Source organism: Thermostichus sp. MS-CIW-30, assembly GCF_054058015.1.
In genome coordinates this window covers 1-23,475 of record NZ_JBSRZW010000023.1, presented here as the reverse complement: position 1 = coordinate 23,475, position 23,475 = coordinate 1, and the positions used below count along the sequence as shown (strand labels likewise).

23 protein-coding genes and 1 pseudogene are annotated in these 23,475 nt (G+C 58.2%); 14 read left to right on the top strand and 10 right to left on the bottom strand.

From position 1 onward, the window contains the following. The first annotated feature begins 184 nt into the window (after positions 1-184). The 3 genes from deoC (at position 185) to rpaB (ending at position 2,938) form a co-directional block, all read left to right on the top strand. The gene (gene deoC / locus ACVWXW_RS10475; protein ID WP_414407456.1) at positions 185-880 is read left to right on the top strand and encodes a deoxyribose-phosphate aldolase; all 696 of its coding nucleotides are present in this window, start codon (positions 185-187) and stop codon (positions 878-880) included. Then, a complete protein-coding gene (gene recO / locus ACVWXW_RS10470) occupies positions 877-1,734 on the top strand; it encodes a DNA repair protein RecO (protein WP_457403781.1) in 858 nt (285 codons plus the stop codon). The genes deoC and recO overlap by 4 nt, the downstream gene beginning before the upstream one ends. A gap of 463 nt (positions 1,735-2,197) precedes the next feature. Continuing rightward, complete coding sequence (rpaB, locus tag ACVWXW_RS10465) at positions 2,198-2,938, top strand: response regulator transcription factor RpaB (protein ID WP_011434119.1); 741 nt, start codon at positions 2,198-2,200, stop codon at positions 2,936-2,938. Here the strand turns inward: rpaB and ACVWXW_RS10460 are convergent. The 3 genes from ACVWXW_RS10460 to ACVWXW_RS10450 all read right to left on the bottom strand — a co-directional run bounded on the left by ACVWXW_RS10460 (position 2,911) and on the right by ACVWXW_RS10450 (position 6,364). Continuing rightward, positions 2,911-4,725, bottom strand: coding sequence for a tetratricopeptide repeat protein (locus tag ACVWXW_RS10460; protein ID WP_457403779.1), 1,815 nt, complete (start codon positions 4,723-4,725; stop codon positions 2,911-2,913). The genes rpaB and ACVWXW_RS10460 overlap by 28 nt on opposite strands. A gap of 149 nt (positions 4,726-4,874) precedes the next feature. Beyond that, positions 4,875-5,075 (bottom strand): DUF2811 domain-containing protein, encoded by a 201-nt coding sequence (locus ACVWXW_RS10455; RefSeq protein ID WP_041436785.1) that lies wholly within the window; start codon positions 5,073-5,075, stop codon positions 4,875-4,877. Between the two features lie 620 nt (positions 5,076-5,695). After that, positions 5,696-6,364, bottom strand: coding sequence for a RibD family protein (locus ACVWXW_RS10450; RefSeq protein ID WP_457403777.1), 669 nt, complete (start codon positions 6,362-6,364; stop codon positions 5,696-5,698). A 132-nt stretch (positions 6,365-6,496) separates the two neighbouring features. Between ACVWXW_RS10450 and ACVWXW_RS10445 the strand changes: the two genes are divergently transcribed. The 4 genes from ACVWXW_RS10445 to clpS all read left to right on the top strand — a co-directional run bounded on the left by ACVWXW_RS10445 (position 6,497) and on the right by clpS (position 10,610). Next, complete coding sequence (locus ACVWXW_RS10445; RefSeq protein ID WP_457403776.1) at positions 6,497-7,690, top strand: RNA-guided endonuclease InsQ/TnpB family protein; 1,194 nt, start codon at positions 6,497-6,499, stop codon at positions 7,688-7,690. Between the two features lie 59 nt (positions 7,691-7,749). Further along, a complete protein-coding gene (locus ACVWXW_RS10440; protein WP_457403774.1) occupies positions 7,750-8,145 on the top strand; it encodes a hypothetical protein in 396 nt (131 codons plus the stop codon). A 140-nt stretch (positions 8,146-8,285) separates the two neighbouring features. After that, positions 8,286-10,127: a hypothetical protein gene (locus tag ACVWXW_RS10435; RefSeq protein WP_457403773.1), complete on the top strand. Its 1,842-nt coding sequence runs from the start codon at positions 8,286-8,288 to the stop codon at positions 10,125-10,127. 177 nt (positions 10,128-10,304) lie between these two features. Then, positions 10,305-10,610, top strand: coding sequence for an ATP-dependent Clp protease adapter ClpS (clpS, locus tag ACVWXW_RS10430; protein WP_011434126.1), 306 nt, complete (start codon positions 10,305-10,307; stop codon positions 10,608-10,610). On the opposite strand, the gene cobT is transcribed toward clpS, so the two are convergent. Next, the gene (gene cobT / locus ACVWXW_RS10425; protein ID WP_457403771.1) at positions 10,559-11,686 is read right to left on the bottom strand and encodes a nicotinate mononucleotide-dependent phosphoribosyltransferase CobT; all 1,128 of its coding nucleotides are present in this window, start codon (positions 11,684-11,686) and stop codon (positions 10,559-10,561) included. The genes clpS and cobT overlap by 52 nt on opposite strands. Positions 11,687-11,836: 150 nt before the next feature. Here cobT and ACVWXW_RS10420 point away from each other — a divergent pair, with 150 nt between their 5' ends. The 4 genes from ACVWXW_RS10420 (at position 11,837) to ACVWXW_RS10405 (ending at position 13,967) form a co-directional block, all read left to right on the top strand. Next, positions 11,837-12,160: a DUF1825 family protein gene (locus ACVWXW_RS10420; RefSeq protein WP_011434128.1), complete on the top strand. Its 324-nt coding sequence runs from the start codon at positions 11,837-11,839 to the stop codon at positions 12,158-12,160. A 29-nt stretch (positions 12,161-12,189) separates the two neighbouring features. Continuing rightward, complete coding sequence (locus ACVWXW_RS10415; protein ID WP_414357549.1) at positions 12,190-12,639, top strand: Fur family transcriptional regulator; 450 nt, start codon at positions 12,190-12,192, stop codon at positions 12,637-12,639. Next, positions 12,636-13,139 carry an AbrB family transcriptional regulator gene (locus tag ACVWXW_RS10410; RefSeq protein ID WP_414330730.1) on the top strand — a complete coding sequence of 168 codons (504 nt, stop codon included), beginning with the start codon at positions 12,636-12,638 and terminating at the stop codon, positions 13,137-13,139. The genes ACVWXW_RS10415 and ACVWXW_RS10410 overlap by 4 nt, the downstream gene beginning before the upstream one ends. A 132-nt stretch (positions 13,140-13,271) precedes the next feature. Continuing rightward, positions 13,272-13,967, top strand: a complete 696-nt coding sequence (locus ACVWXW_RS10405) for a chorismate pyruvate-lyase family protein (protein ID WP_457403769.1) — start codon at positions 13,272-13,274, stop codon at positions 13,965-13,967. Here ACVWXW_RS10405 and ACVWXW_RS10400 read toward each other — a convergent pair. Both ACVWXW_RS10400 and ACVWXW_RS10395 read right to left on the bottom strand, forming a co-directional pair. After that, positions 13,964-14,791 carry a DnaJ domain-containing protein gene (locus ACVWXW_RS10400; protein WP_011434132.1) on the bottom strand — a complete coding sequence of 276 codons (828 nt, stop codon included), beginning with the start codon at positions 14,789-14,791 and terminating at the stop codon, positions 13,964-13,966. The genes ACVWXW_RS10405 and ACVWXW_RS10400 overlap by 4 nt on opposite strands. A gap of 129 nt (positions 14,792-14,920) precedes the next feature. Next, positions 14,921-16,492: a photosystem II high light acclimation radical SAM protein gene (locus ACVWXW_RS10395; protein WP_457403768.1), complete on the bottom strand. Its 1,572-nt coding sequence runs from the start codon at positions 16,490-16,492 to the stop codon at positions 14,921-14,923. Positions 16,493-16,626: 134 nt separating this feature from the next. On the opposite strand from ACVWXW_RS10395, the gene ACVWXW_RS10390 reads away from it, so the two are divergent. From ACVWXW_RS10390 to ACVWXW_RS10380, 3 genes and pseudogenes are all read left to right on the top strand, one after another. After that, positions 16,627-17,991 carry a serine/threonine protein kinase gene (locus tag ACVWXW_RS10390; RefSeq protein ID WP_457403767.1) on the top strand — a complete coding sequence of 455 codons (1,365 nt, stop codon included), beginning with the start codon at positions 16,627-16,629 and terminating at the stop codon, positions 17,989-17,991. A gap of 98 nt (positions 17,992-18,089) precedes the next feature. Further along, a pseudogene (locus tag ACVWXW_RS10385) lies at positions 18,090-18,663 on the top strand (IS5 family transposase); the annotation flags it as partial. 73 nt (positions 18,664-18,736) lie between these two features. Further along, on the top strand, positions 18,737-19,495 hold the full coding sequence (locus ACVWXW_RS10380) for a TIGR00297 family protein (RefSeq protein WP_414343840.1): 759 nt from the start codon (positions 18,737-18,739) through the stop codon (positions 19,493-19,495). Positions 19,496-19,816: 321 nt separating this feature from the next. Here ACVWXW_RS10380 and ACVWXW_RS10375 read toward each other — a convergent pair whose 3' ends face one another. From ACVWXW_RS10375 to clpP, 4 genes are all read right to left on the bottom strand, one after another. Further along, entirely contained in the window at positions 19,817-20,149 is a 333-nt protein-coding gene (locus ACVWXW_RS10375) for a ribulose bisphosphate carboxylase small subunit (protein WP_011434136.1), read from the bottom strand. A gap of 8 nt (positions 20,150-20,157) precedes the next feature. Continuing rightward, positions 20,158-20,565 (bottom strand): RuBisCO chaperone RbcX, encoded by a 408-nt coding sequence (gene rcbX / locus ACVWXW_RS10370; protein ID WP_414349604.1) that lies wholly within the window; start codon positions 20,563-20,565, stop codon positions 20,158-20,160. Between the two features lie 66 nt (positions 20,566-20,631). After that, positions 20,632-22,056, bottom strand: a complete 1,425-nt coding sequence (locus ACVWXW_RS10365; protein ID WP_011434138.1) for a form I ribulose bisphosphate carboxylase large subunit — start codon at positions 22,054-22,056, stop codon at positions 20,632-20,634. Between the two features lie 509 nt (positions 22,057-22,565). Continuing rightward, positions 22,566-23,168, bottom strand: a complete 603-nt coding sequence (clpP, locus tag ACVWXW_RS10360) for an ATP-dependent Clp endopeptidase proteolytic subunit ClpP (RefSeq protein WP_011434140.1) — start codon at positions 23,166-23,168, stop codon at positions 22,566-22,568. Positions 23,169-23,475 lie beyond the last annotated feature (307 nt).

Genomic DNA, 23,475 nt, shown 5'->3' with positions numbered 1-23,475 from the left:
CCGCGAGTCAATCAGGGCTCGCAATCGGGCAGCAGCCTGTGTGAGCTGTGCCGAGGGAATGGACACTGTGGGGTCGAAGGGATGCCCTGGTGGGTTGGCTGTGGCCAGAGGCTCAGCCCTCTTTGGGGATCCCTGCAGGTGAAAACTGAAGCTAGAGTAAAGATGGGTGCTGGGGGATCGACCAATGCTCTCTCTGGAGCGCAAGGGCATAGCGGATAGCTCGCTCAATTTGGCGGAGTACATCGACCATACTCTGCTGTTGCCGATGGTTACTCCAGAACAGATTGACCAGGGGTGTGAGATTGCCTTGCGCTATGGCTTCCCCACTTTTTGTGTTCCTCCCTGCTATGTGCCGCGGGTGGTGGAGCGGCTGCACGGATCCCCGGTCAAGGTGAGCACGGTGGTGGGGTTTCCCCTGGGCACAACCACTGCAGAGGCTAAGCTCTACGAGGCCCAACTGGCGGTGGAGCAGGGGTGCCGGGAGCTGGATGTCCGCATCAACTTGGCTTGGCTCAAGGCGGGGGAGCTGGATCGCCTCCATGCTGAGATTGCCCAACTGGTGGAAGAAACGGGGGTTTGCGTCAAGGCCATTTTGGAAACGGCTCTGCTGACCGAGGAGGAGAAAAAGCTGGCCGGGGAGATTTGTATCGATGCGGGGGCGGCTTTTTTGATGACCTCCACCGGCTGGATGGGGGGGGCGACGCCGGCAGATGTGCAACTGTTGTGGCAACTCAGCCGCGGCAAAGTGGGGGTGAAAGCGTCGGGCGGCATTCGCACGGTGGCTCAAGCAGAGGCCATGATCCAGGCGGGGGCCAGCCGTATTGGCACCTCTTGGGGGCTGGAGCTGATGCAAGAGCTGCGAGCCAGAGGAACCCCATGAGTGGGCGCACCTATCGGGTTACGGGCATCAACCTGAAAGGGATCCCCCTGGGAGAGGCGGATCGGATTGTAACCATCTTGACCCGCGAGCAAGGGTTAATCCGGGCGGTGGCCAAGGGATCCCGTAAGCAGCCTTCCAAGCTGGGCGGGCGGATGGAGCCTTTTGTCATCAACGATTTGCTGATGGTGCGGGGGCGTTGGTCTGCCCAAGCAGATACCTCCCAGCGTTTACAGCGCATCGTCCAAGCGGAAACCCTGCAGACTTTTCCTCGTCTCAGCCGCAGCTTAGCCCATCTCACAGCAGCGCAGTATTTGGCGGAGGTGGCCTTGCTGTTGGCCTTGCCCGATCAAGCCCAGGAAGAGCTGTTTGTGGTGTTGGTCGAACACTTGGAACGCATCGAGCGGGCTGCTTCGGAACAGGCCGTTCTGCCCTTGCTCACCCATGGGTTGTATCACCTCCTGGCGTTGGCAGGGTTTGCCCCTCAGGTGCAGGCTTGTTACTTCTGTCAAGGGGAGTTGGTCGACGGCGTTTTTTTCAGCCCCCAATGGGGTGGCTTGATCTGTGATCCCTGCCGGGTGGCCCAGCGGCCCAGCCCGATTGCCTGGGTCTCCGCTTCTGCCTTGCGTGCCTTGGGATCCCTGCCCAGCTCCACACTGCCTCTGCCGGAGGATTCGCTGCCTTTGGCTGCTTGGCTGGAGGCAGAACGTCTGTTGCGGCGTGTTTTGGAGCATCATACAGATCGAGAAATCCGTTCCGCCGAGCTATTGGCCAGTTGCTACGCTGTTCCCACCGCAAACGGTCAAGGATCCCCAGCTTTTCCTGAGGGACATCCCGAAAAATGGGCATCGGTCTGAAAAAGTTGTGAAGGTATGTATCAAGTCCGGCCCAATAGCCGCAAAATAGAGCATCGAGGCGGGTTGGCAGCCGATTTTGGATGATAAATTAGGTTATGGAAAGTAACTTCTTACGAAGGCCTCTCAGGTTTGAGCAATGGTTTGGGGGGAGGAGTGCCTTGCACCAGGTACTGGACAGCATCATCAGGTGGGATTGAAGTTGGAGCTTTTAACAAGATTGAATCCACTGCCGAGAGGGCCTTCTGCTTGGTGCTTGTTTCCCGGAGCTGCATCCCTGGGGTGCGGCTTTGGTTAATTGCAGATGATTGCTTGTGAGTGTTCAATTTCACTCGGTGAGTCTGCCCAACTGAGGAGCAGCCCCTGAGGTTCCTGTATCCGCCCAACTCAAGTTAGCGCCCACCTCAGTTCTTTTTCAGATTTCTCTTTTACCGAGTACCGTTAGAAGTTCAGGAGTTGCAGCACCGTGGAAGCACAGCGTAAGGAACGGATTCTGGTGGTCGATGATGAGGCCAGCATTCGACGCATCTTGGAAACCCGTCTGTCCATGATCGGATACGATGTGGTCACAGCTTCGGACGGCGAGGAGGCGCTGGAGGTTTTCCACAAGCAGGATCCCGACCTGGTGGTGCTGGATGTGATGATGCCGAAGCTGGATGGCTATGGGGTTTGCCAGGAGCTGCGCAAAGAATCCGACATCCCCATCATCATGCTGACGGCGCTGGGCGATGTGGCCGACCGTATCACGGGGCTGGAGCTGGGGGCAGACGACTATGTGGTCAAGCCCTTTTCCCCCAAGGAGCTGGAAGCTCGCATTCGGTCGGTGTTGCGACGGGTGGCGCGGTCGGCCCACGATGGGATCCCCAGTTCCGGGGTGATTCAAGTGGGGGATATTCGCATCGATACCAACAAGCGGCAGGTCTACAAACGGGACGAGCGCATTCGCCTGACGGGGATGGAGTTTAGTCTGCTGGAGTTGTTGGTCAGTCGGTCGGGGGAGCCTTTTTCCCGCTCCGAGATTTTGCAAGAGGTGTGGGGCTATACCCCGGAGCGCCATGTGGATACGCGGGTGGTGGATGTCCACATCTCGCGGCTGCGGGCCAAGCTGGAAGATGACCCCAGCAACCCAGAGCTGATCCTGACGGCCCGAGGCACCGGCTATCTGTTTCAGCGCATCGTTCAGGGAGAGGAACAGGCACGGTCTTGAGAGGGGATCCCTTGCAACTTCTCTTCGAGGGCAACCTGGACTCGCCTCAGCACGCCAACCCAGTCTCCCGGTGTGTCTTGTCGAAACAGTCGCATTACCCCGGGGTACCAGGGGCTATCTTCTCGATGGAGCAGCCAGCGCCAATCGGCGGCAAAGGGGAGCAGCACCCATACCGGCTTGCCCATCGCCCCGGCCAAATGAGCAACGGCTGTATCAACGCTGATCACCAGATCCAACTGGGCAACGGCTGCGGCTGTATCGACAAAACTGCGGAAACGGGATCCCAGCTCCAACACTTGGTGCTGCTCCAATAGGGATCCCAGCGGCCTTAGATCTTCCCCCACCTGCAGGCTAACCCACTGGATGGAAGGCACATGCAAGTGCTGGAGCAGCAGATCCAGAGGACAACTTTTCAGCCTTTGCACGCGGTTGAGATCAGGGTGGGCACGCCGGCCGCTGGCCCACACCAGCCCCACTTTCATCCGCTCCTGGGAAAGCTCCGGCCAGTCTTCCCGCCAGGAGAGGCTCAAAGGGATCTGCGGCCCACTTGCGCGAACGGGATAGACAAGATAGGGGATGCGGGCCGGGATCGTCTCCAGAGTGGTGCCCAACCGCTGTGGCAAGCTGAGCAAAGGCAGATGGCAATCAAAAGAGGGCAAGGGATCTGTTTCCGAGATCACCTGCACCTGGGGCAGGCACCCTCTGAACAGCTCCACGAGGGATTCCTGGCAGCGAAGGCAGATTTGCGCTTGGGGATGGGCCTCGGCCAGCAGCGGCAAGTAGCGCACAAACTGAATCGTGTCCCCCAACCCTTGTTCGGCGTAGATCAGCAGGGTCTGGCGGCCCAGAGGGGATCCCGTCCACAGAGGGGAAAGAAAGCGCGGGTAGGTCGCCCCTTGTCGCTGCAGCCGCCATTCGTATTCCCGCCACCCCTCCTCGTAGCGGCCCAGGGTCAGCAAAGCCGTGCCCAGGTTGTAGTGGATCTCCGGCCAGTGGGGGGCCAACTGCAAGCTGCGCCGATAGGCTTCAATGGCCGCTTCCAACCGGTTTTGTTCCTGCAAGATGGTGCCCAGGTTGTTGTGAGGCTGGGCGTCCCTCGGCAGCAGCAAGATGGCCCGTTGCAGACAATCGGCGGCCTCCTCCAAGCGATCTTGCAGGTGCAGGCAGTGGCCGAGGTTAACGAGAATTCGCCCCTCCTGGGGTGCAAGGGCGAGAGCTTGGCGAAACCAGCCTTCCGCTTCCTCAGCTTGGCCATCGAGCATCAGGGCATTCCCCAAAGCTGCCAAGGCATAGACCTGGGGAGGCTGGGCTGCTGCTGCCTGTTGCAACACCTCAATTGCCTGGGCCAATTTCCCCAGGGTGAGCCAACAACTGCCCAATCGGAAAAGCAATTGCCCATCACCGGGGGCAAAGGCCAGGCCCTGTTCGTAGGCTCGCGCCGCTTCCTCTGGGTTGCCAAGCTGCATCCAGGCATCGCCCAGATCCTGCCAGGCCGGCACCCAATCCCCCCGCAGGTGCAGAGCCAGTTGCAAGGGGGTCAAAGCTTGGCGGGGATCCCCCATCTGCAGATAAAGGGATCCCAGCAACGCCTGAGCAGCGAACAAACGCGGCTGGGTGCGGGTAAGCTGCCGGCAGAGGTGCAGAGCAGCTTTCAGATCCCCCGCCTGTCGGTAGCGTTGAACCAACGCCAGAGCCGCCTCTGGGGATGGGATCTCGGATCGCCGCTCTGGATTCTGTGACTTAGCCGCTTGCCGATTGTCTTTCCCTCGCCCAAAGCCCCGTGGCACGTCTTTGCCTCTTTTTTGCCTCTTTTGAGATCCCTTTCACTTCTTAGCCCCCTCCCCTCAGTGTCCAAATGACAGCAGTGGGACAGGATCCCTACTCAGGCTAACAAAAGGTTCCCACTGCCCCACTTTTCACAGGCCATCCCTGGGGCTCAGTTGCGGCGAAACAGGCTGTCCAAGTAGATGCGTGCCGCCCGCCGGTCGCTCTCCCCACTTTGGAGCAGGAATAACGAGAGCGCTGCCGTCACCACCCGATCCTGATCCCAGTCGGGATGGCGAGAGAGGTAGTTTTGGAGGGTGTCATGCAGCTCCTCAGGAATTTCGCTCAAAATGCTGACGCTGTGAGAACTCATAGTCCAACTACTCACTCGGGCTTAAGAGGGGAGAAAACGGTATCCCGCAAAACCTGCGGCCACAGCCAAAACTTGGGCAGCTCGAACAGAGCGAACCCGCAACATCAAAACCCAACCTAGATAGGCCAAGAGCCTCAGCAGGCTCGCAAGCAGAAAAGCAAGCAATATAGGTTCATAGCTTGCCCCTATCCCAGCGGATGGGAGGGAGGGCATTCACAACTGTTCCTAAGCCTGTCGTGGGCCGTAGAACAGATGAAGTCTTTTCTTTACTAAGGAGAGCGCTCGGGAAAATCTCCACACCACTCACCCTCAGGTGGGGCTATTCTGCCCTCTGCCCTATGGGGGATGTCAATCCCAAGCCAGGGATCCAACCGGACAAAAGCCTGCCATTGGCCTTGATGGGATGGGAAAAAATGGCGCGATCCCGTTACGTTTCTCAGGGTGTAGTCGCCTGAACCTTACCCACCTCCACTTTTCCACAGAAACCCCCGATGCCGCCCCCTGAGGGAAAGGCCCTGTGGAAAACAGCCCACCCGCCTGTGGAAAGCCTGGGGAAAACCTGTGGATTTCTGGGAAATCTGAATTTGTCCAAAAATTTTTGTGTTTGTATAGAGCATTTCTCAGGGCCACTCGACTCGGTAGCGCAAAAACAGCTCCTTGGAACCGCGGCGGCATTCCAGCAGCTCCAACTGGGGCGGGGATCCCTGCACTTGCCAACCCTCAATGCTGGCAGGGGCATCGGCGTATCCACTCAGCAGCACCGGAGCGAGGGTAACCCACAGCTCATCCAAGGCTCCTGCCTGCAGAAATGCCCCCAAAAGCCGCCCCCCACCCAACAACCCCACCCGTTCAATGCCCAAGCTGCGCAGGCGCGCCAGCCGTGCCGGCAGATCCCAATCGGCAGCCACCCAGATATCCTCAAAGCCGGTTCGGTTCTGCCAAATTTGGGATCCCTTGGGAGTTGTCCACAGCCAACGGGTGAGGGGCTGGCGAAAAAACGGCAAATCCTCAGGAATATCTCCGCTGCCAGAGCAGATGATCGTCAGAGGCTGGGGGGATAGGCCCTGAGCAGTTCTGCGTTGGATCAACTCGGGATCCCGAATATGCAGACTGGTGCCGTAGGCCCGCAGAGTGGCTGCCCCCATGATCAAAGCCTGTTGCTGAGCAGCTTGGGTTTCCAAATGCCGATAGTCCTCAGGGCTGCTGAAGGAGGGCCTCTGCGCTCGGTGGGCTGCGATCTTTCCATCCAAGCTCTGGGCGAAGATGGCTACCAAATGGGGACGATTCAAAGACAAGATTGCTGAGAAAGGGTGGGCAAACCCTACAAATTGACCAGAATAGAGTCAGCTAGAAATCGCAGGAGCCCCGCACTGTACCCGTAGGGTCAGTGCCGGGAGGAATGCGGAAGTTACGATAGAATCATGACCCAAGTCCTGACCGTCTCCTGCAAGCTCAAGGTAGCCCAGTCGCAAGCCGCAAAGTTGGATGCGACAATCGATGCCTTTGTGCAGGCGTTGAACTGGGTCAACCAAAACACACCAGAAAAAGTAGTCAACGCAGTCAAACTCCAGTCCCTTTGCTATTACCAGATTCGCGCTCGGTTTGGCTTGTCCAGTAACTTGGCTCAGCAGGTCTGCAGACGGCTGGCCGGTGCCCGTAAAGTTGCCCAACAGAAAAACCGTCCGGTCAAAGCGTTCAAGAGAGGCTTTGCGACCTACGATGCCCGTATCTTTTCGTTCCGCGAGAAAGACTGGTCGGTGTCGCTGACCACGGTGGAGGGTCGGGAGCGCTTTGAGCTGGCGATTGGCCGTTACCAGAGAGAACGGCTGGCGGGCTCCAATCCCAAATCTGCCACTCTGGTCAAGCGTAAAGACGGTTCCTACTCCATTCAAATCTGTGTGGAAACGGAACCGTGCCCACCGCAACGCACGGATAGAGTGCTGGGCGTGGATTTGGGAAGGACGGATATTGCTCATACATCGGAAGGAGATAACTGGAATGGACAGCAGTTGAACCGAGTCCGAGACCACTACTCCAAGCTGAGGGCGGCACTCCAACGCAAAGCCAGTAAGGGCACCCGCAGTTCGCGGCGCAGATGCAGAGAACTGTTGCAACGGCTGTCTGGCAAGGAGAGGCGCTTTCAGGCGTGGGTCAATCATCGCATCTCCAAAGCTATTGTCTCTAGGGCAAAGGCGACAAACAGCGCTCTTGCTCTGGAAGACTTGACAGGGATCCGGGAGCGCATCAACCAACAACCCCGCAGTAAAACTGAACGGCGCAGGGCCAACAGTTGGGCGTTTTATCAACTCCGTCAATTTTTGGAGTACAAGGCTCTGCGTGCGGGGGTTGCTCTGATTCTTGTGCCGCCTGCCTACACGTCGCAGACCTGCCACCGGTGTTTGCACATTCATCCCGACCCTGCGCAATCCTACCGCAATGGGAAGCAGTTCAAGTGTGGGCACTGTGGATGGGAAGGGGATGCGGATTTGAATGGTGCGAATGTGATTGCGCTTTTGGGGGCTGCTGTAAACCAGCCTAGAGGTTCGTGGTTGGCTTGCCAACTGCAGGGCTACCGAAAGCCCGCCCTGTACTGCGAAGCAGTCAGGGTCGGGTAGTTTACGCATCGCCGGGGGAACCGTGGCACCGGTCACCAGAGCGCCCACGCGGAACGGATATGCTAGGGACATTTCAATCCTCCACCATCCGGGTTGAAGTCGAGGCCAGTGCATCGACCGTGCAGCGCTGTCTGACAGAGGTGGGATTGTTGCAGCAGTGGATCTGGCCCCAGCAACTGCAGGGATCCCTTCCCGAAAGGCTGGAGCCGGGCAGCACCTTTGCGGCCCAATGGGGCCCCCTCTCGATCATGCACCAGGTGGAAACCCTGCTGCCGGAACGGCTGCGCCTGCTGATGTGGGGAGGAGCCGATGGCTACTGTGACTGGCTGTGGGGGAACGGCTGGGTGCAGTTGCGGGTAGAGGCCGTCTCTCTCCTGCCCTTGGGCTTGGGACAATTGCTGATGCTGCGGCGGCTGCAACAGTTTGCCCAAAGCCAAGAACAGCGCCCCTCTTAGGACTTAAAAAGCGACCTTCCGGCAAAATCCGTGGATCCTCGGCTTGACAAAATGCGTTTCGGTTGCAGCATGCTACTTCTCTAAAGATTTTCCACTACGATAGTTGTAGCAGAGCTTACTCTTCCCGTCCGAGAGGCCCAATGAATCCGCCGACCAGCCCCACCCCAACCGCCATCGAGCAGGAAAAGTTTGAGATCCGCTTGGGAGAAGCCCTCAACCGAGCAGGACTGCTCACCCCCGCCCAACTGGCTCAGGCCATGTGGGAAAAGGCCGATACCCCCTTGATGTTGGGGGAGCTGTGTATGCAGCACGGCTGGATTGCCCCCCAAGATCTCTATCCGTTGATCCCGGTCGAACTGGTGCGTATCGGCGAGATCTTGATGCTGCATGGGTATCTGGAGCTGGAGCACATCCATCAGGCCCTGATTCAGCAGCGGCAGCACCCGGAGCGCAAGCTGGGGGAGATCTTGGTGCAGCAGGGCTGGGTACAACCCCACTGGTTGGAATGGGCCTTGGACAAGCAACAGCGGCTGCGGCGCCAGAAAGGAGCTGCCAACAGTTGGGAGGTGATGGTGGAGCAGTGGTCCACCATTCCCGATCAGCCCCCTCTTTATGTCTCCCCTCTACAGGTAGCCCAAGAGACCTACAGAGTTACCCAGCAATACAAAGCCCAGCTGGAGCGCTACCAAGAGCAAATTGCCATCTTAGAAGCGCAACTGGAGCAGCAGCGGCAGCAGCAACAGCTCCTGGTCGAACAATCGCTGCAGCAGGTTGCCGACCATCAAGCCCGCCAGCAGGAGCAGCAGCAGCGCATTGCCCAATTGGAAGCCCAAATTCAACAGGAGACAGAACAACAAAAGGCTGCCCAACAGCGCATTCGGGAACTGGAGGAGCAACTCCAAGCCCAGCAAACTCAGGGATCCGCGCAACTGCAAGCCGCCCAAGCAGAGCTGGAAATCCTACGTCGCCGCTGCCACGAGCTGACAGAATGGCAATCTCAAGCCAAACACAAGCTGCAAGAGCTGGGATCCCAACTGCAGGAGCAGCAGAAGATACAGCAGGATCAGGCACAGCAGCTCCAAGAGCAAACCCACCTGCGTCATACTCTGCAGCAAATGGAAGCCCAAGTGGCCGCCCTGAACCAATCGCTGCAGGAGCACCAACATCAACTCCAACTGGCCCAGTCCACGAAACAGCGCTTAACTGCCGACCTAGCCCACGTTCGCCAAGAAGCTGCCGAGGCCACCCACCGCCTGCAAGTGCAGCTCCAAGAAACCCAAGCCCAACTGCGAGAAACTCAAGATCGCTTGCAGGAAGCCCAAGCCCAAGTGAGCCAGCTCCAGGCCCAACTGCAGGCGGCCCAAGCGGAAAACCGTGCTCTAGCCGCAGCGGTAGCCGAAGCCCGGCGAACTTCCCCACCTGCAGCTGCACCGACCCCAGCTCCAGAGAAAGCCCGGCCAGAGGCAGAGGATCTCAAGGCCCTGACCATAGCCGACTGGGCAGCCGAGCTGAGTGCCCCAGAAAGCGAATTGCCCCCGCAGCAGTATTTGGGGGAAGAGGACTTGGAAGCTCTACAGCGGGCTACCCCCTGGGTACAGCGGGTATTGACCCAATTGCGGGCGGCTGGCCTGATCGACAATGCCGGCATCGAAACCGTCATTCACGCTTGGGAAAAGGCAGGGGGCACTTTCACAGATGTGCTGGCCCACCACAGCGGCCTCAAGCCGGAGACCGTCAAATTTTTCAGCGAAGGGGGCTACTCTGTTCAACTGGCAGGGGGACGCCACGTGGCCGACTACCTCAAGGCTTCTGGATTGGTCAGTGCCACCCAAATCGAACAGATCCAGAAGCACCTGCCGCCAGGGGGATCCCTGTGTCAGGCCCTTGCCCAAGCCGGGATTCTACGCCGGGCCACTGCCCTGTATTTCGAGCGCCACTTCGGCGGGCAAAAGCCCCGCCGCCCGCTGCGGGAAGAGCTTTAGAGGAACCATGCTCTATCGCTGACGCCAACGACCGACAAGGGATCCGAATACAGACACAAGCTGCCAACAAGATGCCAATTAGACTAGAAACTAGATAGAGATAGATCATCAGAAGCGACCGGTTTCTCACCCCTGAGAGACCCAAGTTACTCGGTAGTTGTGTCGATCTCTTCTGCTATGACTACGGAAGCTCCAACTCGACCTGCTCAGCAGTTCTCGCCCTCGAGAACCCAGGTTCGCCAGCCCTACCCCCACTTCAAGGTGATCGTCTTGGATGACGATTTCAATACCTTTCAGCACGTTACGGAATGTCTGCTGAAATACATCCCCGGCATGACTTTGCCCCTAGCGCGGCAACTGACCGTGCAGGTGGATGCCGAAGGGCAAGCAGTTGTTTGGGTCGGCCCTCAAGAACAGGCGGAGCTCTACCATCAGCAATTGCTGCGGGAGGGGTTGACCATGGCCCCCTTGGAGCCGGCCTGAAGCACCAGGCGTTCGTAGCTGCGCTCAACTGCTGCCAACAGCTCCGCTTGGCCCCAACCGGCGTAAAGGCTGCTGGCAATGGCCAGCCCACCCGCCCCCACCCCTTCCTTGACATAGCCCCGCTCGTAAGCCTGTAGAGGCAGATAGCGGCTATTGGCAAAGCTTAGTTGGGTGGCCAAAAGGGGAGCAACCCCCAACAACTCTGCCAAGGCCACCGTATTGCCCGAGGGATCCTCTGCCACCCAGCGGGTGGTTCCCACCACCACGTTCTCCGGGGGCCAAGGGATCCCCTGCTCTTCCCCCCAGCGCTGCATCAAGGCCAGCACCGCCAACATTTGGGTTCCCCCCGCCAGCAGCACCGCTCCCCGTTGCGCTGCGCCCATCGCCAACCCGGCCACAAAGGGCTGCATGGGATCCCCCACTGCCGCCACCACCTCAGCAGCAGAAGCTCCCCTTGGCAGACGGGCCAATCCCTGCCGGGCCAAGGCCAGCTTTTGGGTGTGGTTACAGACCGGGTGGCTGCTGTTCACCATGCCCTCTGCTGCCCACCCCAACCCCAGTAACACCGCCAGCGCCGTGGTGGTGCCCCCCGCCACGCATTCTCCAATCACGCAGTAGCCTTTCTCCAGCCGGGATCCGCGGTCGTACCCTTCTTGCCAAAGGGATCCCACCTGCTCCAAAGACAGAGCCTGTCCTGTGCTCAAGCAGCGGGCCACTCCCCCAGAGCTCACCATTTCTGCCCCCGGCAAAGGTTCCGGCAAGCCACAATCGAACACTCGGCACGGGATCCCCAACTCCCTCAGGATGGCGCAGCTGATCACCACCGGAGAAGGATAGCCATCCGGAGAGGTGGGCAAGCGGTGAGAATGGCCCGCCAGCAACACTTCCCCATCGGCAAGAGCTGTGTAGCGACGCAAGGAGGGGGTAGCGCCGGCAGCCGAAATGCCCGGAACAAGAGCCGTTTCGGTAAACCCCAAGCAGGCCAGAAACAGAGGTCGGGATCCCTGCACCCGTTCGCACCACCGCCGGGCCACAGCCGGCTGAGTGTAAGCCTTAACGCAAGGAAACGGAAGCATACCGGACACCGAGGCAAACAAGCCAGAGTCTATCCTGAGCCAGAAGGGCGGGATCCCGTACTCGCAGGAGGGGTTGCCTCCTGCTGAGGCAATCGGATTCGGATAGGATGGGTATACCCAATGCAGTTTATTCAGGGCAAACGGAAGGCCATGAGCTTCTTCGACTCTGAGATCGTCCAAGAGGAAGCCAAGCAACTGTTTCAGGATTTCCAAAACCTGATGCAGCTTGGTCAACGGTACGGCCAATTCGACCGGGAAGGCAAAAAAATCTTCATCGAACAGATGGAGGAGTTGCTGGAGCGCCAGCGCATTTTCATGAAGCGGCTGGAACTCTCCGACGACTTTATGGCTCAAATGACCATCAAACAACTGCAAACTCAGCTTGGGGGGTTTGGGCTCTCCCTGACCCAAATGTTTGACCAGATGCACCAGACCCTAGAGCGCATGAAAGCTGAGGCAGACGCTGAGCGTTGACCCCCAAGAACGACCTACACGAAGGGATCATGTCTTCTTCCCGCCAGACCCGCAACCAGAAATTGATTCTGGAGGTGCTAGAGCATCGTTCACAACCCCTTTCGGCGCAAGAGATCTTTCTGGAGTTGCGCAATGCCAACCACACCGTCGGTCTGGCCACGGTTTACCGAGTTTTGGATGCTCTGCGCAATGAGGGCAAGCTGCAGGCGGTCAACTTGGGAGACCAGCAGACCTACTACCAGGTTCTGCCCAGCAATGGCCACAACCGCCACCACCTGATCTGCACCGAATGTCGGCGGGTGGTGCCTTTGCCCGATTGTCCGGTGGAAGATTTGGAGGCACAGCTTTCCAGCCGATACCAATTTGCGATCGAGTACCATGTGCTTGACTTCTACGGCGTCTGTGCCCAGTGCCGTAGAGGGGTTGGGCCAAGCCCGGACTCACGGCGTTCCTCTTTTCTCAAAGCTAAGCCCAAATGATGAGCTATCTCTGGACGGTGTTGATCGGGCTGGCCGGCGCCCTGATCGGGGTCAAGCTGAGGCTTCCGGCGGGAGCACTGGTGGGCTCCATGGTGGCGGTGGGTTTGGTGAATGTCTGGGGAGCGATCCCAATTCCCGCTCCCCCAGCCGGGATCCGTTTTGCCATGCAGGTGGTGTTGGGCATTCTTTTGGGTACTAAGCTCACTGCCGATACGCTTCTGGCCCTGAAAGATCTGTGGCGACCGGCCCTGCTCTGTACAGTGATTGCGGTGGGCACGGGGGTCTTGTCGGGGTACCTGATCTCCCGTTGGCTGGGGATCGAGCGCTTGACTGCCATCTTGGGCACAGCTCCAGGAGGCATTTCCGACATGAGCCTGATAGCCCTGGACATGGGAGCCCAAACCAGCACAGTGGTGGTCATGCACTTGGCACGCCTGATCAGTGTCGTCGTGGTCGTCCCCTGGGTGGTGCGGCTGTTGGTTCAGCCGGGCACGAGTTAGCTAGACCGCCGGGAAGCCCCGCCCTCTGTGCATCAGCATGAGTGCCGGAGTATGTCACGAAAGTCCTCGGAGCAGAGACGGTGGGTGGGTTAGACTAGGGGCGATACAGAACTTAACAACTGAACCGCCGCCTTGGAACTTTCCCCTTCTCCCCTCACCTGCCATGCCGCCGCTGCCGGATCCCCTTGGAGCGCTGCTCTCCGTTCTGCAGATGGCTCTTTGGGCAATGTCTCCTCTGGCCAAGGCGATTGGTGGCCTCTACAGCTGCATTGGCAGGGGGAGCCAGACCCGGTACAGCCTGAGCTGGTGCAGGTGGATCCCCTGTTGCGCTTGCTGCTTTTGGGGGATGGCTTTACCACCCGTAATCTTGCTGCCTTGATCCAAGAGCCGATTCAGGCTCATCTGCTGGACACGGGCCGGGTTGATTTACAGGCAGAGCAGGGCACTGCCCCCAAGTCCATGCAACAGCTGGCCAGAGATTTGGGGCGGCTGGGATCCCCTTTGATGCGGCGGCGGGTTTGGCTGTGCGGAGTAACCTCTCAACAGCCCTTGCTCTATGCCACCTCTTGGTGGAACTCCGAACATCTGGTTCAATACTTGCCCCATCCCGATCGGCCCATTGGCCAAAATCTGATCCAAGAAAAACTGGAGACCTTTCGCGAGCTGCGCGGCCTTTACCACGGCGAGGCAGACCCGGTTGCCCGGCTGCTGCAGTGTCCCGGTCCCTTCTGGGCTAGGCATTATCTTTTGTTGCACAGGGGCCAGCCTTTGACCGTCATCTACGAGGTGTTTTCTCCACGGCTGGCCGCAAGGGCCCTGTCCCGCTAGCGCGACGGAGACCTCCAACGGCGCACAGCTGCGGTGATGGCGGCTGCCACCTGCGGATCCAATTGGGCGCTGGCGGAGATGCGCTGATAGTCCTCTGGGGTCAGTTGATGGGCGACGATGATCTCGGCAGCAGCAGCCTCAAACTGTTGTTCGATTTGCCGACGTTCCTCGCTGCTGTTGGCCTGTTGGAGGCGATTTTGGGTGCTCTCCAGAAGAGGTTGCACCGCCAGGAGGGTGCGGGCAAAGCGGTCAATCTGCTCAGAAGAAGGTGGAGAGGTGGCTTCAGAAAGACTAGCCGGGGCCGAGGTCATCGTCTCTGAAGAGGTTGCGGGCAGATCCCCATCCCATCCGGAGTCTGGCCTGGGCGAGGGAGAGGGATCCGGGTTGGCAGGAGCCTGGAGGGCCACTCTGCCGGCTGCGTCCAAGTCTTGGGCCGGGTTGAGGGCATTCCAAAGGGCCAAGCCCGCCAAACACAGAGCAGCCCCTATCAGTCCAGCACTCAAGAGGGCGAGCCAACTGACAGAGGTCGCAGTCGGCTCAAGCACCACCTGCACCGGCGCATGAGGAGGCAAGGGTTTGGACATGAGGCTGAGATCGTAAGCCCGACGCTGCTGGCTATCGCTGAGAACTCGGTAGGCGTGTTGTAGCTGGAGGAACTCCCGCTGGGCCAACTGCCGCAACCCTGCGGGGATATCGGCAGGCAACCGATCCGGGTGCAGTTCGCGTGCCCGCTGGCGGTAGGCAGCTTTGATCTCCTCCAGGCTGGCTTGGGGAGAAAGCCCCAGCTGTTGGTAGTAGGTGGGGGAAGCAGGCAGAGTAGGCATGGGAGCAGTTGGTTGCAGAACAGAGGGAGAACCGGCTGCCTTCGAAGGCCAGCCACCTTACCCCAACAGGGATCCCTCCTTTCGGACCAGCATATCCTGCCCGGTTCAGCGAGGCTGCTGGCCCAAGAGCTAAGACACGTAAACCCCTGTTAGAGGCGCGCTCAGGGCTTCTTCCAACTCTGCCAGGCCAAGACGACGCTCCAGGATATCCATCACCTCGCGGCCAAAATCATGGGGGTTGCGATCCCAGGCTTCCAGACACACTTCCCCAAAAAAGGATCCCAGGGGTTCTGGGTTCCAGAGCAGTTTGCGCGCCGTCCAAGGAGTCATGTGCATGGGGTTAAAGCGGTCGTCGATAACACCGATTTTGCGGGCAAAATCTTCCAGGTGGGTGTGGGGTTGCAGGCCGATGAAGAAGATGGCCGGCTCAACTTTGTCGCGACCAAAGATGGCTTCCAGCTCGCGATGGTACCGTACTGTTTGCCGAATGGTTTCCGGTCGCTCGTCGATAACATTAAAGGAGTAATTGACCGAAACCAGGTCGTTAAATCCTGCCTGTTTGAGGTAGCGGCAACTCTCCAGTACCGTGCGCAGGTTATAGCCCATGCGCATTTTGCGCACCAGCTCCTGGGATCCGCTGGTGATGCCGATCTCGAAGTAGCTCATGCCAGTTTTCACCATGAGCTCGGCCAGCTTTGGGGTGAGGTTGTCGGCCCGAATATAGGCAGCCCAGCGGATATCGGTCATGCCGGCATCAAGGATTTTCTGCAGCAATTCCTCCGCATCCTCAATGTAGCGGCGGGCAGGGATAAACTGGGCGTCAGTAAACCAAAAGTTTCGCACTCCTCGCTCGTACAACTGCATCATTTCTCGGATCACCTCATCCACAGGGTTGAGGCGCACCTGCTTGCCTTCGATGACGGTGTAGATGCAGTAGCAGCAGTTGTGGGGGCAGCCGCGTTTGGTTTGTACCCCAATGTAAAAATCGCCCCCTTCTAGGTAGTAGTCAATTTCCGGCCAAATGGCGGTGATGTAGGTGTAATCACAGGCGGTTTTTTGCAGAGGTTGGGGCGGCTCGTGGATCAAACCTGGGCGAGGTTGCTCCAGCTTGGCCCGATAGCAGCGCTCTGTGGCTAGGCTTTGCCCTTGGATGACTTTTTCCAGCAGGGTTTCCCCCTCCCCTACCGAGATGATGGTGCCTTTGGGCAGATAGCGGCCCAATTGTTCGTAGAAGACGCTGACTGCCCCACCCCCCAACACCGCTTCAGCGTGAGGTTTGTAGCGCCTGGCTCTGCGGATCCCCTGCCAGACCAGCCGGGTGTTGCGCCAAATCTCGCCATAGTAGGCCAGCACCAGCCTGAGGCTATTCAGGGATCCCCGCAATTTTTTCAGGGGGTTGCGGGCGTAGAAAAACTCAAAAGAGTGTTGCAACAGGTTGCCGGCCCGCCCGTTCACCGGCGCATAGACTTGAATATCTCGCCAAGAGAAAACCAGCAAATCCGGCTGAAACTGATCGATTTGCTCCAGCATGCGGCGGCGAAAATCCAAGGGCGGGAAGGTGCCCATATCGAAGATGCGCTGCTCAACTTGGGGGAACAGCTTGTGGACATGATCGGCCAAATAAACCACCCCAATGGGAAAAATGGGGTTGCAGGGCAGCCGCACATAGAGGATTTTTTGAATCTTCAGGTGCGAGGCCATACAACCTGAGAGCTTACTTTACATCTCTTCACTCACTCTAGTCGGTTTTTGAGGGGCGCGGCGGCAGGGATCCGAAAGGGACAAGGATAAGCTAAAGCTGAAGCAACCAGCAGGGGCAGACCTGAGGAGGGGGTATGACTCCAGAGCGTCCAATTTGGCACCAGCGCTATCGACCAGAGCGGCGATTGAGCAAGCGCAGCGGCAGACACACCTACCTGGCTCAGGATTTGCTCACCTCGGAACAGGTGGTGATCAAGCTGCTGCTCTTCGGGCCAGACTTCGATTGGGCCGACCTGAAGCTGTTCGAGCGGGAAGCCCAGATCCTGCAGACCCTCTCCCATCCGGCCATTCCTGAATACCGCGACCACTTCGAGATCAGCCTAGAGGGAGGACGGGGCCTAGCCCTGGTGCAAACCTACATCGACGCCCCCTCGCTGCAGGAGTGGATGGAGCAAGGGCGGCGTTTTGCTGAGCCGGAGGTGCGCGACTTGGCGCAGAAGCTGCTACGCATCCTCATCTACCTCCACGAACTCCATCCGCCGGTCATCCACCGGGATCTCAAGCCCAGCAACATTCTCTTGGGATCCGACCAGCAGGTGTATCTGGTGGACTTTGGTTCGGTTCAGGCGGCTGCCCCCCGGGAGCAGGGATCCTACACTGTGGTGGGAAGCTACGGCTACATGCCCCTGGAGCAATTTGGCGGCAGAACCGTGCCCGCTTCCGATCTCTACAGCCTGGGCGCCACGCTGATTCACCTGCTCACGGGCCAGCATCCGGCGGACTTGCCCCAGGAGGGAGCCCGGATTGCGTTCGAGCAAGCGGTGCAACTGAGCCCGCCCTTTCGCGACTGGCTGCGGTGGTTGACGGAGCCTCTGGTGGCGAATCGTCCCGCTTCCGCCCGGCAGGCCCTGGAGGCGCTGGAGCATTTGGATCGTCGTCCCGCCTTGATTCCCTCAGACGCAGCAGCAGTCCCTCCTCGACAGCCAGCAGGCAGCCGGATTCAACTGCACAAGTCCGAACAGACCTTTCAGGTGGTGATCCCGGCCCGGAAAACCGGTGTTTTGGTGTTGCTGTCTGTCGCCATCGCTTGGAACTCCTTCATCACCTTATTCACGATCATATCGGTTGTGCCTGCGCCTTTTCCGGTCAATCTGGTGGTTGGCCTGTTCACCCTGCCCTTCTGGAAGGTGGGGTTGGGGATGGTGGGCGGGATCCTCTACGGTCTATTCGGCAAAGTCCACCTACGGATCGACACAGAATACATTCGCCTGGCTCACGAGGTGTTTGGCCTGAGGTTTCGCAATGTTCCCCCCAGTCGGCGATGGGATATTGGCCGGCTAGAGCTGATCCCACGCCAAAGCCCACAGTTGAACATCTGGGCGGGCAACCGCAAATACGAGTTGGGAGCGGGGATCCCTTTGCAGGAGCCAGAGGTGGAGTGGTTGGCCTCGGAACTAAGCCGTTGGCTGCAGATCCCAGTTGAACGGCAAAAGGTGTAGTCGTTAGGTTTTTTGCATTTAGTTATGATAAGGACAGTTTTTGGGTAAGGTCTGATGAGTTATCTTGCTGCAGATCACAGCAAATAAAATAGCAAAAAATTATAGCTTTCCTGAAAACAGAATCCAGATCCACATCGGCAAAGAGGCAGGATGCAAACAGTTTATCCAAGGCCTGCTGTAATAGCTCGCTCTGGATCCCCGTGGCGCTACCTCCCAAAAAGATATGGAAAATGATACACCAGAGATTCCATCGCTGGAGTTGCTTGGGAGTTTGGGAAAGACCCTGACTTAGAGCATCTTATCCTTGACTCAACTGTCGTTCGTGCTCACCCCTGGGCAGCCGCAAAAAAAGGGGAGCAAGCTTTGGGGAGGAGTCGAGGTGGATACAGCACTCAGATCCATGTGAGTGTGGATGGTTTGGGGAAGCCGTTAGTGTTTAGAATCACAGCAGGGCAAAGCAGGATATTACCCAAGCAGAGGCATTACCAGAGAGTTGGCAAGAAGAGCATACGAAGGTGATAGGGGATAAGATTCTCAGGAATTCAGGGAGAGGATAACAAGGGAAGGCCGGGTGCTGATTCCTTCTAAGAGGAATAGGAGGGTGGTGGGAGATTTGACCGGCACGTTTACAGGGAGAGGCATTTAGTCGATAAAAGATTTTTTTACGATTTAACACGAATTGCTATATTGGTGCTTGTGCTGAGAATTATCTGGCCAAATTGCTGTGGCTAAAGTTTAAGGGTATATGTGGCAAGCGTGGCTTCTGAGTCAGTGGGGGGTGGCACTCTGGCTCAACCTGGCTCTGGTGGTGCTGGGTCTGCTGAGCCCTCAGAAGGCTTTGACGCGAGCAGGGGTCATCCACGCGGGCCTGCTGGGCCTGCTGGTGTGGGGGGGGCTGGGGGGGCGGGGCTACGCGGTGGTAGCTGCCTATTTTTTAGTGGGAACAGCCGTAACCAAACTGGGGATCCGGCGCAAGCAGGCGCAGGGGATCGCCGAAAAGCGAGAGGGGGCGCGAGGGCCGGAGAACGTCTGGGGATCCGCTTTAACCGGGGCAGTATGTGCGCTAGGATACGCTTTCTTCCCGCATCCCCTGTGGTGGTTGGGATACAGCGCCAGCTTTGCAGCGAAATTGGCCGATACCGTCAGCAGCGAGGTGGGGAAAGCCTATGGCCGCAAGACCTTTTTGATCACCACCTTCCAGTCCGTGCCGGCGGGCACAGAAGGAGCCGTGAGCCTAGAGGGATCCCTGGCGGGGGTGGCGGCAGCGGCAGGGATGGCCGGGTTGGCCTGGGGGATTGGCGGGGAGTGGGTGGGGGAAAGCCCATTTTGGTTGGGCATCTGCTGGCTGGCTGGGATCCTGGCCACCCTGGCGGAAAGCTGGATGGGAGTGGTGTTACAACCCCGTTTGGCCTGGATGACCAACGAAGTTGTAAACAGTATTCAAACAACCCTGGCCGCTCTTCTGGCGGTAGGGCTGGGATCCCTTATGGGCATCGGATCCTAGAAATAGGGTCACCATGAACTACCCCACCGTATAGGCAGATGGGGTTTCTAGTGCCCCATCCCCTTAACAGTGAGGTTTTTGTCCCTTCCTCTGTCCCAGTTGCTTCATAGACCCGCAGGTCTCTGAAGGAGTGCTGCAACATCCGAGACCAACGAGGCTGGTTCCCAACCCCGGTTGCCCGTTGACGGCAACGTTGTACATGACCATTACCGAACCACGGTCTCTATTGCCGTGCCACCGAGAACGGCCATACAAAGAAGTCAAGCCAGGAGGCTTGACCAAAAGGGGAGAAGCTCTCCCCTTTCGCTGACCAGAGCTCCCTTAGCGCAGGCCGCTGGGCTTATAGACCAGGAAGCTGAGCACTTGGCACTGCTTAATGTTGTCGAACCCCACCACGCGAATGAAACAGTTGGGGTAGGCGCTGCGGCAAGCCTGCACTTCGCTGAGCACCTCCTGGGGAGAAGTGGCGCTGAACAGGGGCAGCTTCCACAGCGTCCAATAGCGAACCGTTGGTTCAGACGATTCGTTGAACTCTATGGCCGGGATGTAGCCCTGATCCAAGATGTACTGCACCTGCTTGATGATCTGCAGATCCGTCAGCGGCGGCAGATAGGAGAGGGTTTCGTAGCGGCGCTCTTTCGGTAAGGTTTGCATGATGGGTATCACTCCGTTTCGGGTCTAGGGTTTTGTGGGGGGGATCCCGCTTCCGGGTGGGTAACGGGTAGGGATCCTGTTGCTGAGGTGATCCGTTCTAGATGATTGCGGCGGTGCTCCATGTTGGCTTGCTGGATGCCGGCTTTGGCCATTTCCGGCAGGTAATCGACCACCTCCGCAGCAATGTGTTCACGAACGGTCATGATGCGATAGGCCAACTCAGGACGCTCAGCCAGCAAAGCCCGCAGGTAGGCTTCCCCATCCTGAAGGTTTTGCCGAGCGGAGAACTGCTGTAGCCAAAGAGCCCTGGGGGGATCTGTTTCGCTCAGTTGAGCCAGCACCGTGCGCATCGCCTGATAAGTCAGGTAGCTGATCAAGGTCTTGGCGGTGTCTTTGGCGATCTGTTTCAGATCCATTGCCGATCCAGGGAGGGAGCCAGTAGGGCAAGAGAACCGTAGGGATCCCTTGCCCCCAGCAAATCTCTAGAGGGTGTCGACGGCCTTGAACTCGAACTTGATTTCCTTCCACAGCTCGCAGGCAGCCGCCAGCTCTGGCGACCACTTGGCCGCTTCCCGGATGATGTCGTTGCCTTCACGGGCCAGGTCTCGACCTTCGTTACGAGCTTGGATACAAGCCTCCAAGGCCACCCGGTTGGCGGTTGCGCCCGGCGCGTTGCCCCAGGGGTGTCCCAAGGTTCCGCCGCCAAACTGCAGCACCGAGTCGTCGCCGAAGATTTCCACCAGCGCCGGCATGTGCCAAACGTGGATCCCACCGGAAGCCACCGGCATCACCCCTGGCATGGAAGCCCAATCTTGGGTGAAGAAAATGCCGCGGGAGCGATCGGCCTCTACGTAGTTTTCCCGCATGAGATCCACAAAGCCCATCGTGATGGCGCGGTCGCCTTCCAACTTGCCCACCACCGTCCCAGAGTGCAGGTGGTCGCCACCGGACATGCGCAAACACTTGGCCAACACCCGGAAGTGGATGCCATGGTTCTTCTGCCGGTCGATCACCGCGTGCATGGCACGGTGAATGTGCAACAGAATGCCGTTATCCCGGCACCACTTGGCCAGGCTGGTGTTGGCAGTAAAGCCGGCTGTCAAGTAGTCGTGCATGATGATGGGAGCGCCCAACTCCTTGGCGAACTCGGCCCGTTTGAACATCTCCTCACAGGTAGGCGCCGTCACATTCAGGTAGTGGCCCTTGATCTCGCCGGTTTCTGCTTGGGCCTTGTGGACAGCCTCCATCACGAACAGGTAGCGATCCCGCCAGCGCTGGAAGGGCTGGGAGTTGATGTTTTCGTCGTCTTTGGTGAAGTCCAAACCGCCCCGCAGAGCTTCATACACGGCCCGCCCGTAATTTTTGGCAGAAAGGCCCAACTTGGGTTTGATGGTGCAGCCCAGCAGCGGACGGCCATACTTATTCAACTTATCCCGCTCCACCTGAATGCCGTGGGGAGGGCCCTGGAAGGTTTTCAGGTAGGCCACCGGGATCCGCACATCTTCCAGCCGCAGCGCCTTTAGGGCCTTAAAGCCAAAAACGTTGCCCACAATCGAGGTGAGCATGTTGGTCACCGAGCCTTCCTCGAACAGATCCAGCGGATAGGCGACGAAGCAGAAGTACTGGTTGTCTTCGCCGGGAACCGGCTCGATGTCATAGCAGCGGCCTTTGTACCGATCCAAGTCGGTCAGCAAATCTGTCCATACCGTTGTCCAGGTGCCTGTCGAAGACTCAGCCGCCACAGCCGCCCCGGCCTCTTCGGGAGGAACACCCGGCTGAGGAGTAACCCGGAAACAGGCCAAGACGTCGGTATCCTTAGGCGTGTAGTCGGGAGTGTAATAGGTGAGTCGGTAATCCTTCACACCGGCTTGATAGCCGCTTTTGGATTGGGTTGCTGAATAGGCCACGTTGATCTCCCTCTGAACGAATCACAGAACCAGAAAATGCCATTCACGGATGCAACCAAGAGGAAAAAACCCAGGGCCAAAACTCAAGACCACCGAGTTTTCGTGAACGAACTCGCCCCACAACCGCGAGGCCAAAGTTGGGCCTTAAGACACTCTTCATCCCAGGGGATGGAAGCCCCAAACCCTTCTTTTCGAGTGCCTTCAATTGCTAGCTTGGACTCCCTGGACTTGCAAATCCAGTAGAAAGATTTTTATACAGTGCCTAAGCTAGAATCTCGGCAAACACAACTCTATACTGGTTTAATCCTAAGCTATCATCCGCAATAGTGGGCTGAACATTACTTTCTTTATGAGTTTGATTAGTTTGGTTAAAGTGAGTCCCGTTGCTGCCTGCCGAGAATACAGATTTCTTTGGCTTTCTTAATATCCTTCGGGTGGGATCCCCGGCCAAAACCAAAAGCTCCCTTCTTTGAGGGAGCGGAGCAAGTCCACCCACAGGATCTGGAGGGTCAAGAAACGGCTGCCAGGGTTGGCTGGGGTCTCTTGCTGATCACTTGGTCGATGAGGCCGTACTCTTTGGCTTGTTCTGGGGTCATGAAGTTGTCGCGGTCGGTATCTCGTTCGATGCGCTCTAGAGGTTGACCGGTGTGGTAGGCCAGCAAGCTATTGAGGCTGTTTTTGATGAAGAGGATCTCTTTGGCCTGAATTTCAATATCGGTAGCTGGCCCCTGAGCTCCACCAAGGGGTTGGTGGATCATGATGCGGGCGTGGGGAAGGGCAATGCGCTTGCCTTTGGTGCCCCCTGCCAGCAGAAAGGCTCCCATGCTGGCAGCCAAACCAATGCAGATGGTGGAGACATCCGGCTGAATGTGCTGCATGGTGTCGTAAATGGCCATGCCAGCATAGACAGAGCCGCCGGGGGAGTTGATGTAGAGGTAGATGTCTTTTTCAGGGTCTTCGGACTCCAAGTAGAGCATCTGGGCCACAATCAGGTTGGCAATGTCGTCGTCCACCTGGGTGCCCAAGAAAATGATCCGATCCCGCAAGAGACGCGAGTAAATGTCAAAGGCGCGCTCGCCTCGCGCAGATTGCTCAATAACGGTGGGAATCATGCCAGTCCAAACGATGGGTCAGTCCTTACTAGTGTAGTCTAAGCCACCGGACGGATGCTTTGCTCAGGACGACTCACCGGCCCGCCTCCGTACGGGGCTCGATGGGGTGTGAGCCGGCTAGAACAGCAAAGAGACGGGGTGGTTATGGCGGGATCCCTCTTCTTCTGGGATGTGGAACGGGTCTGAGGTGTGGCTCTTTGTGATGTGGTGAGGTAAACTACCCGACACCCGCGCTATGCGCAGGGTGCGAGCTTTATCCCAATCCCTAGCGGCCCCAGAGGACAGCTAAGTTTCGGAATTTCAGGCG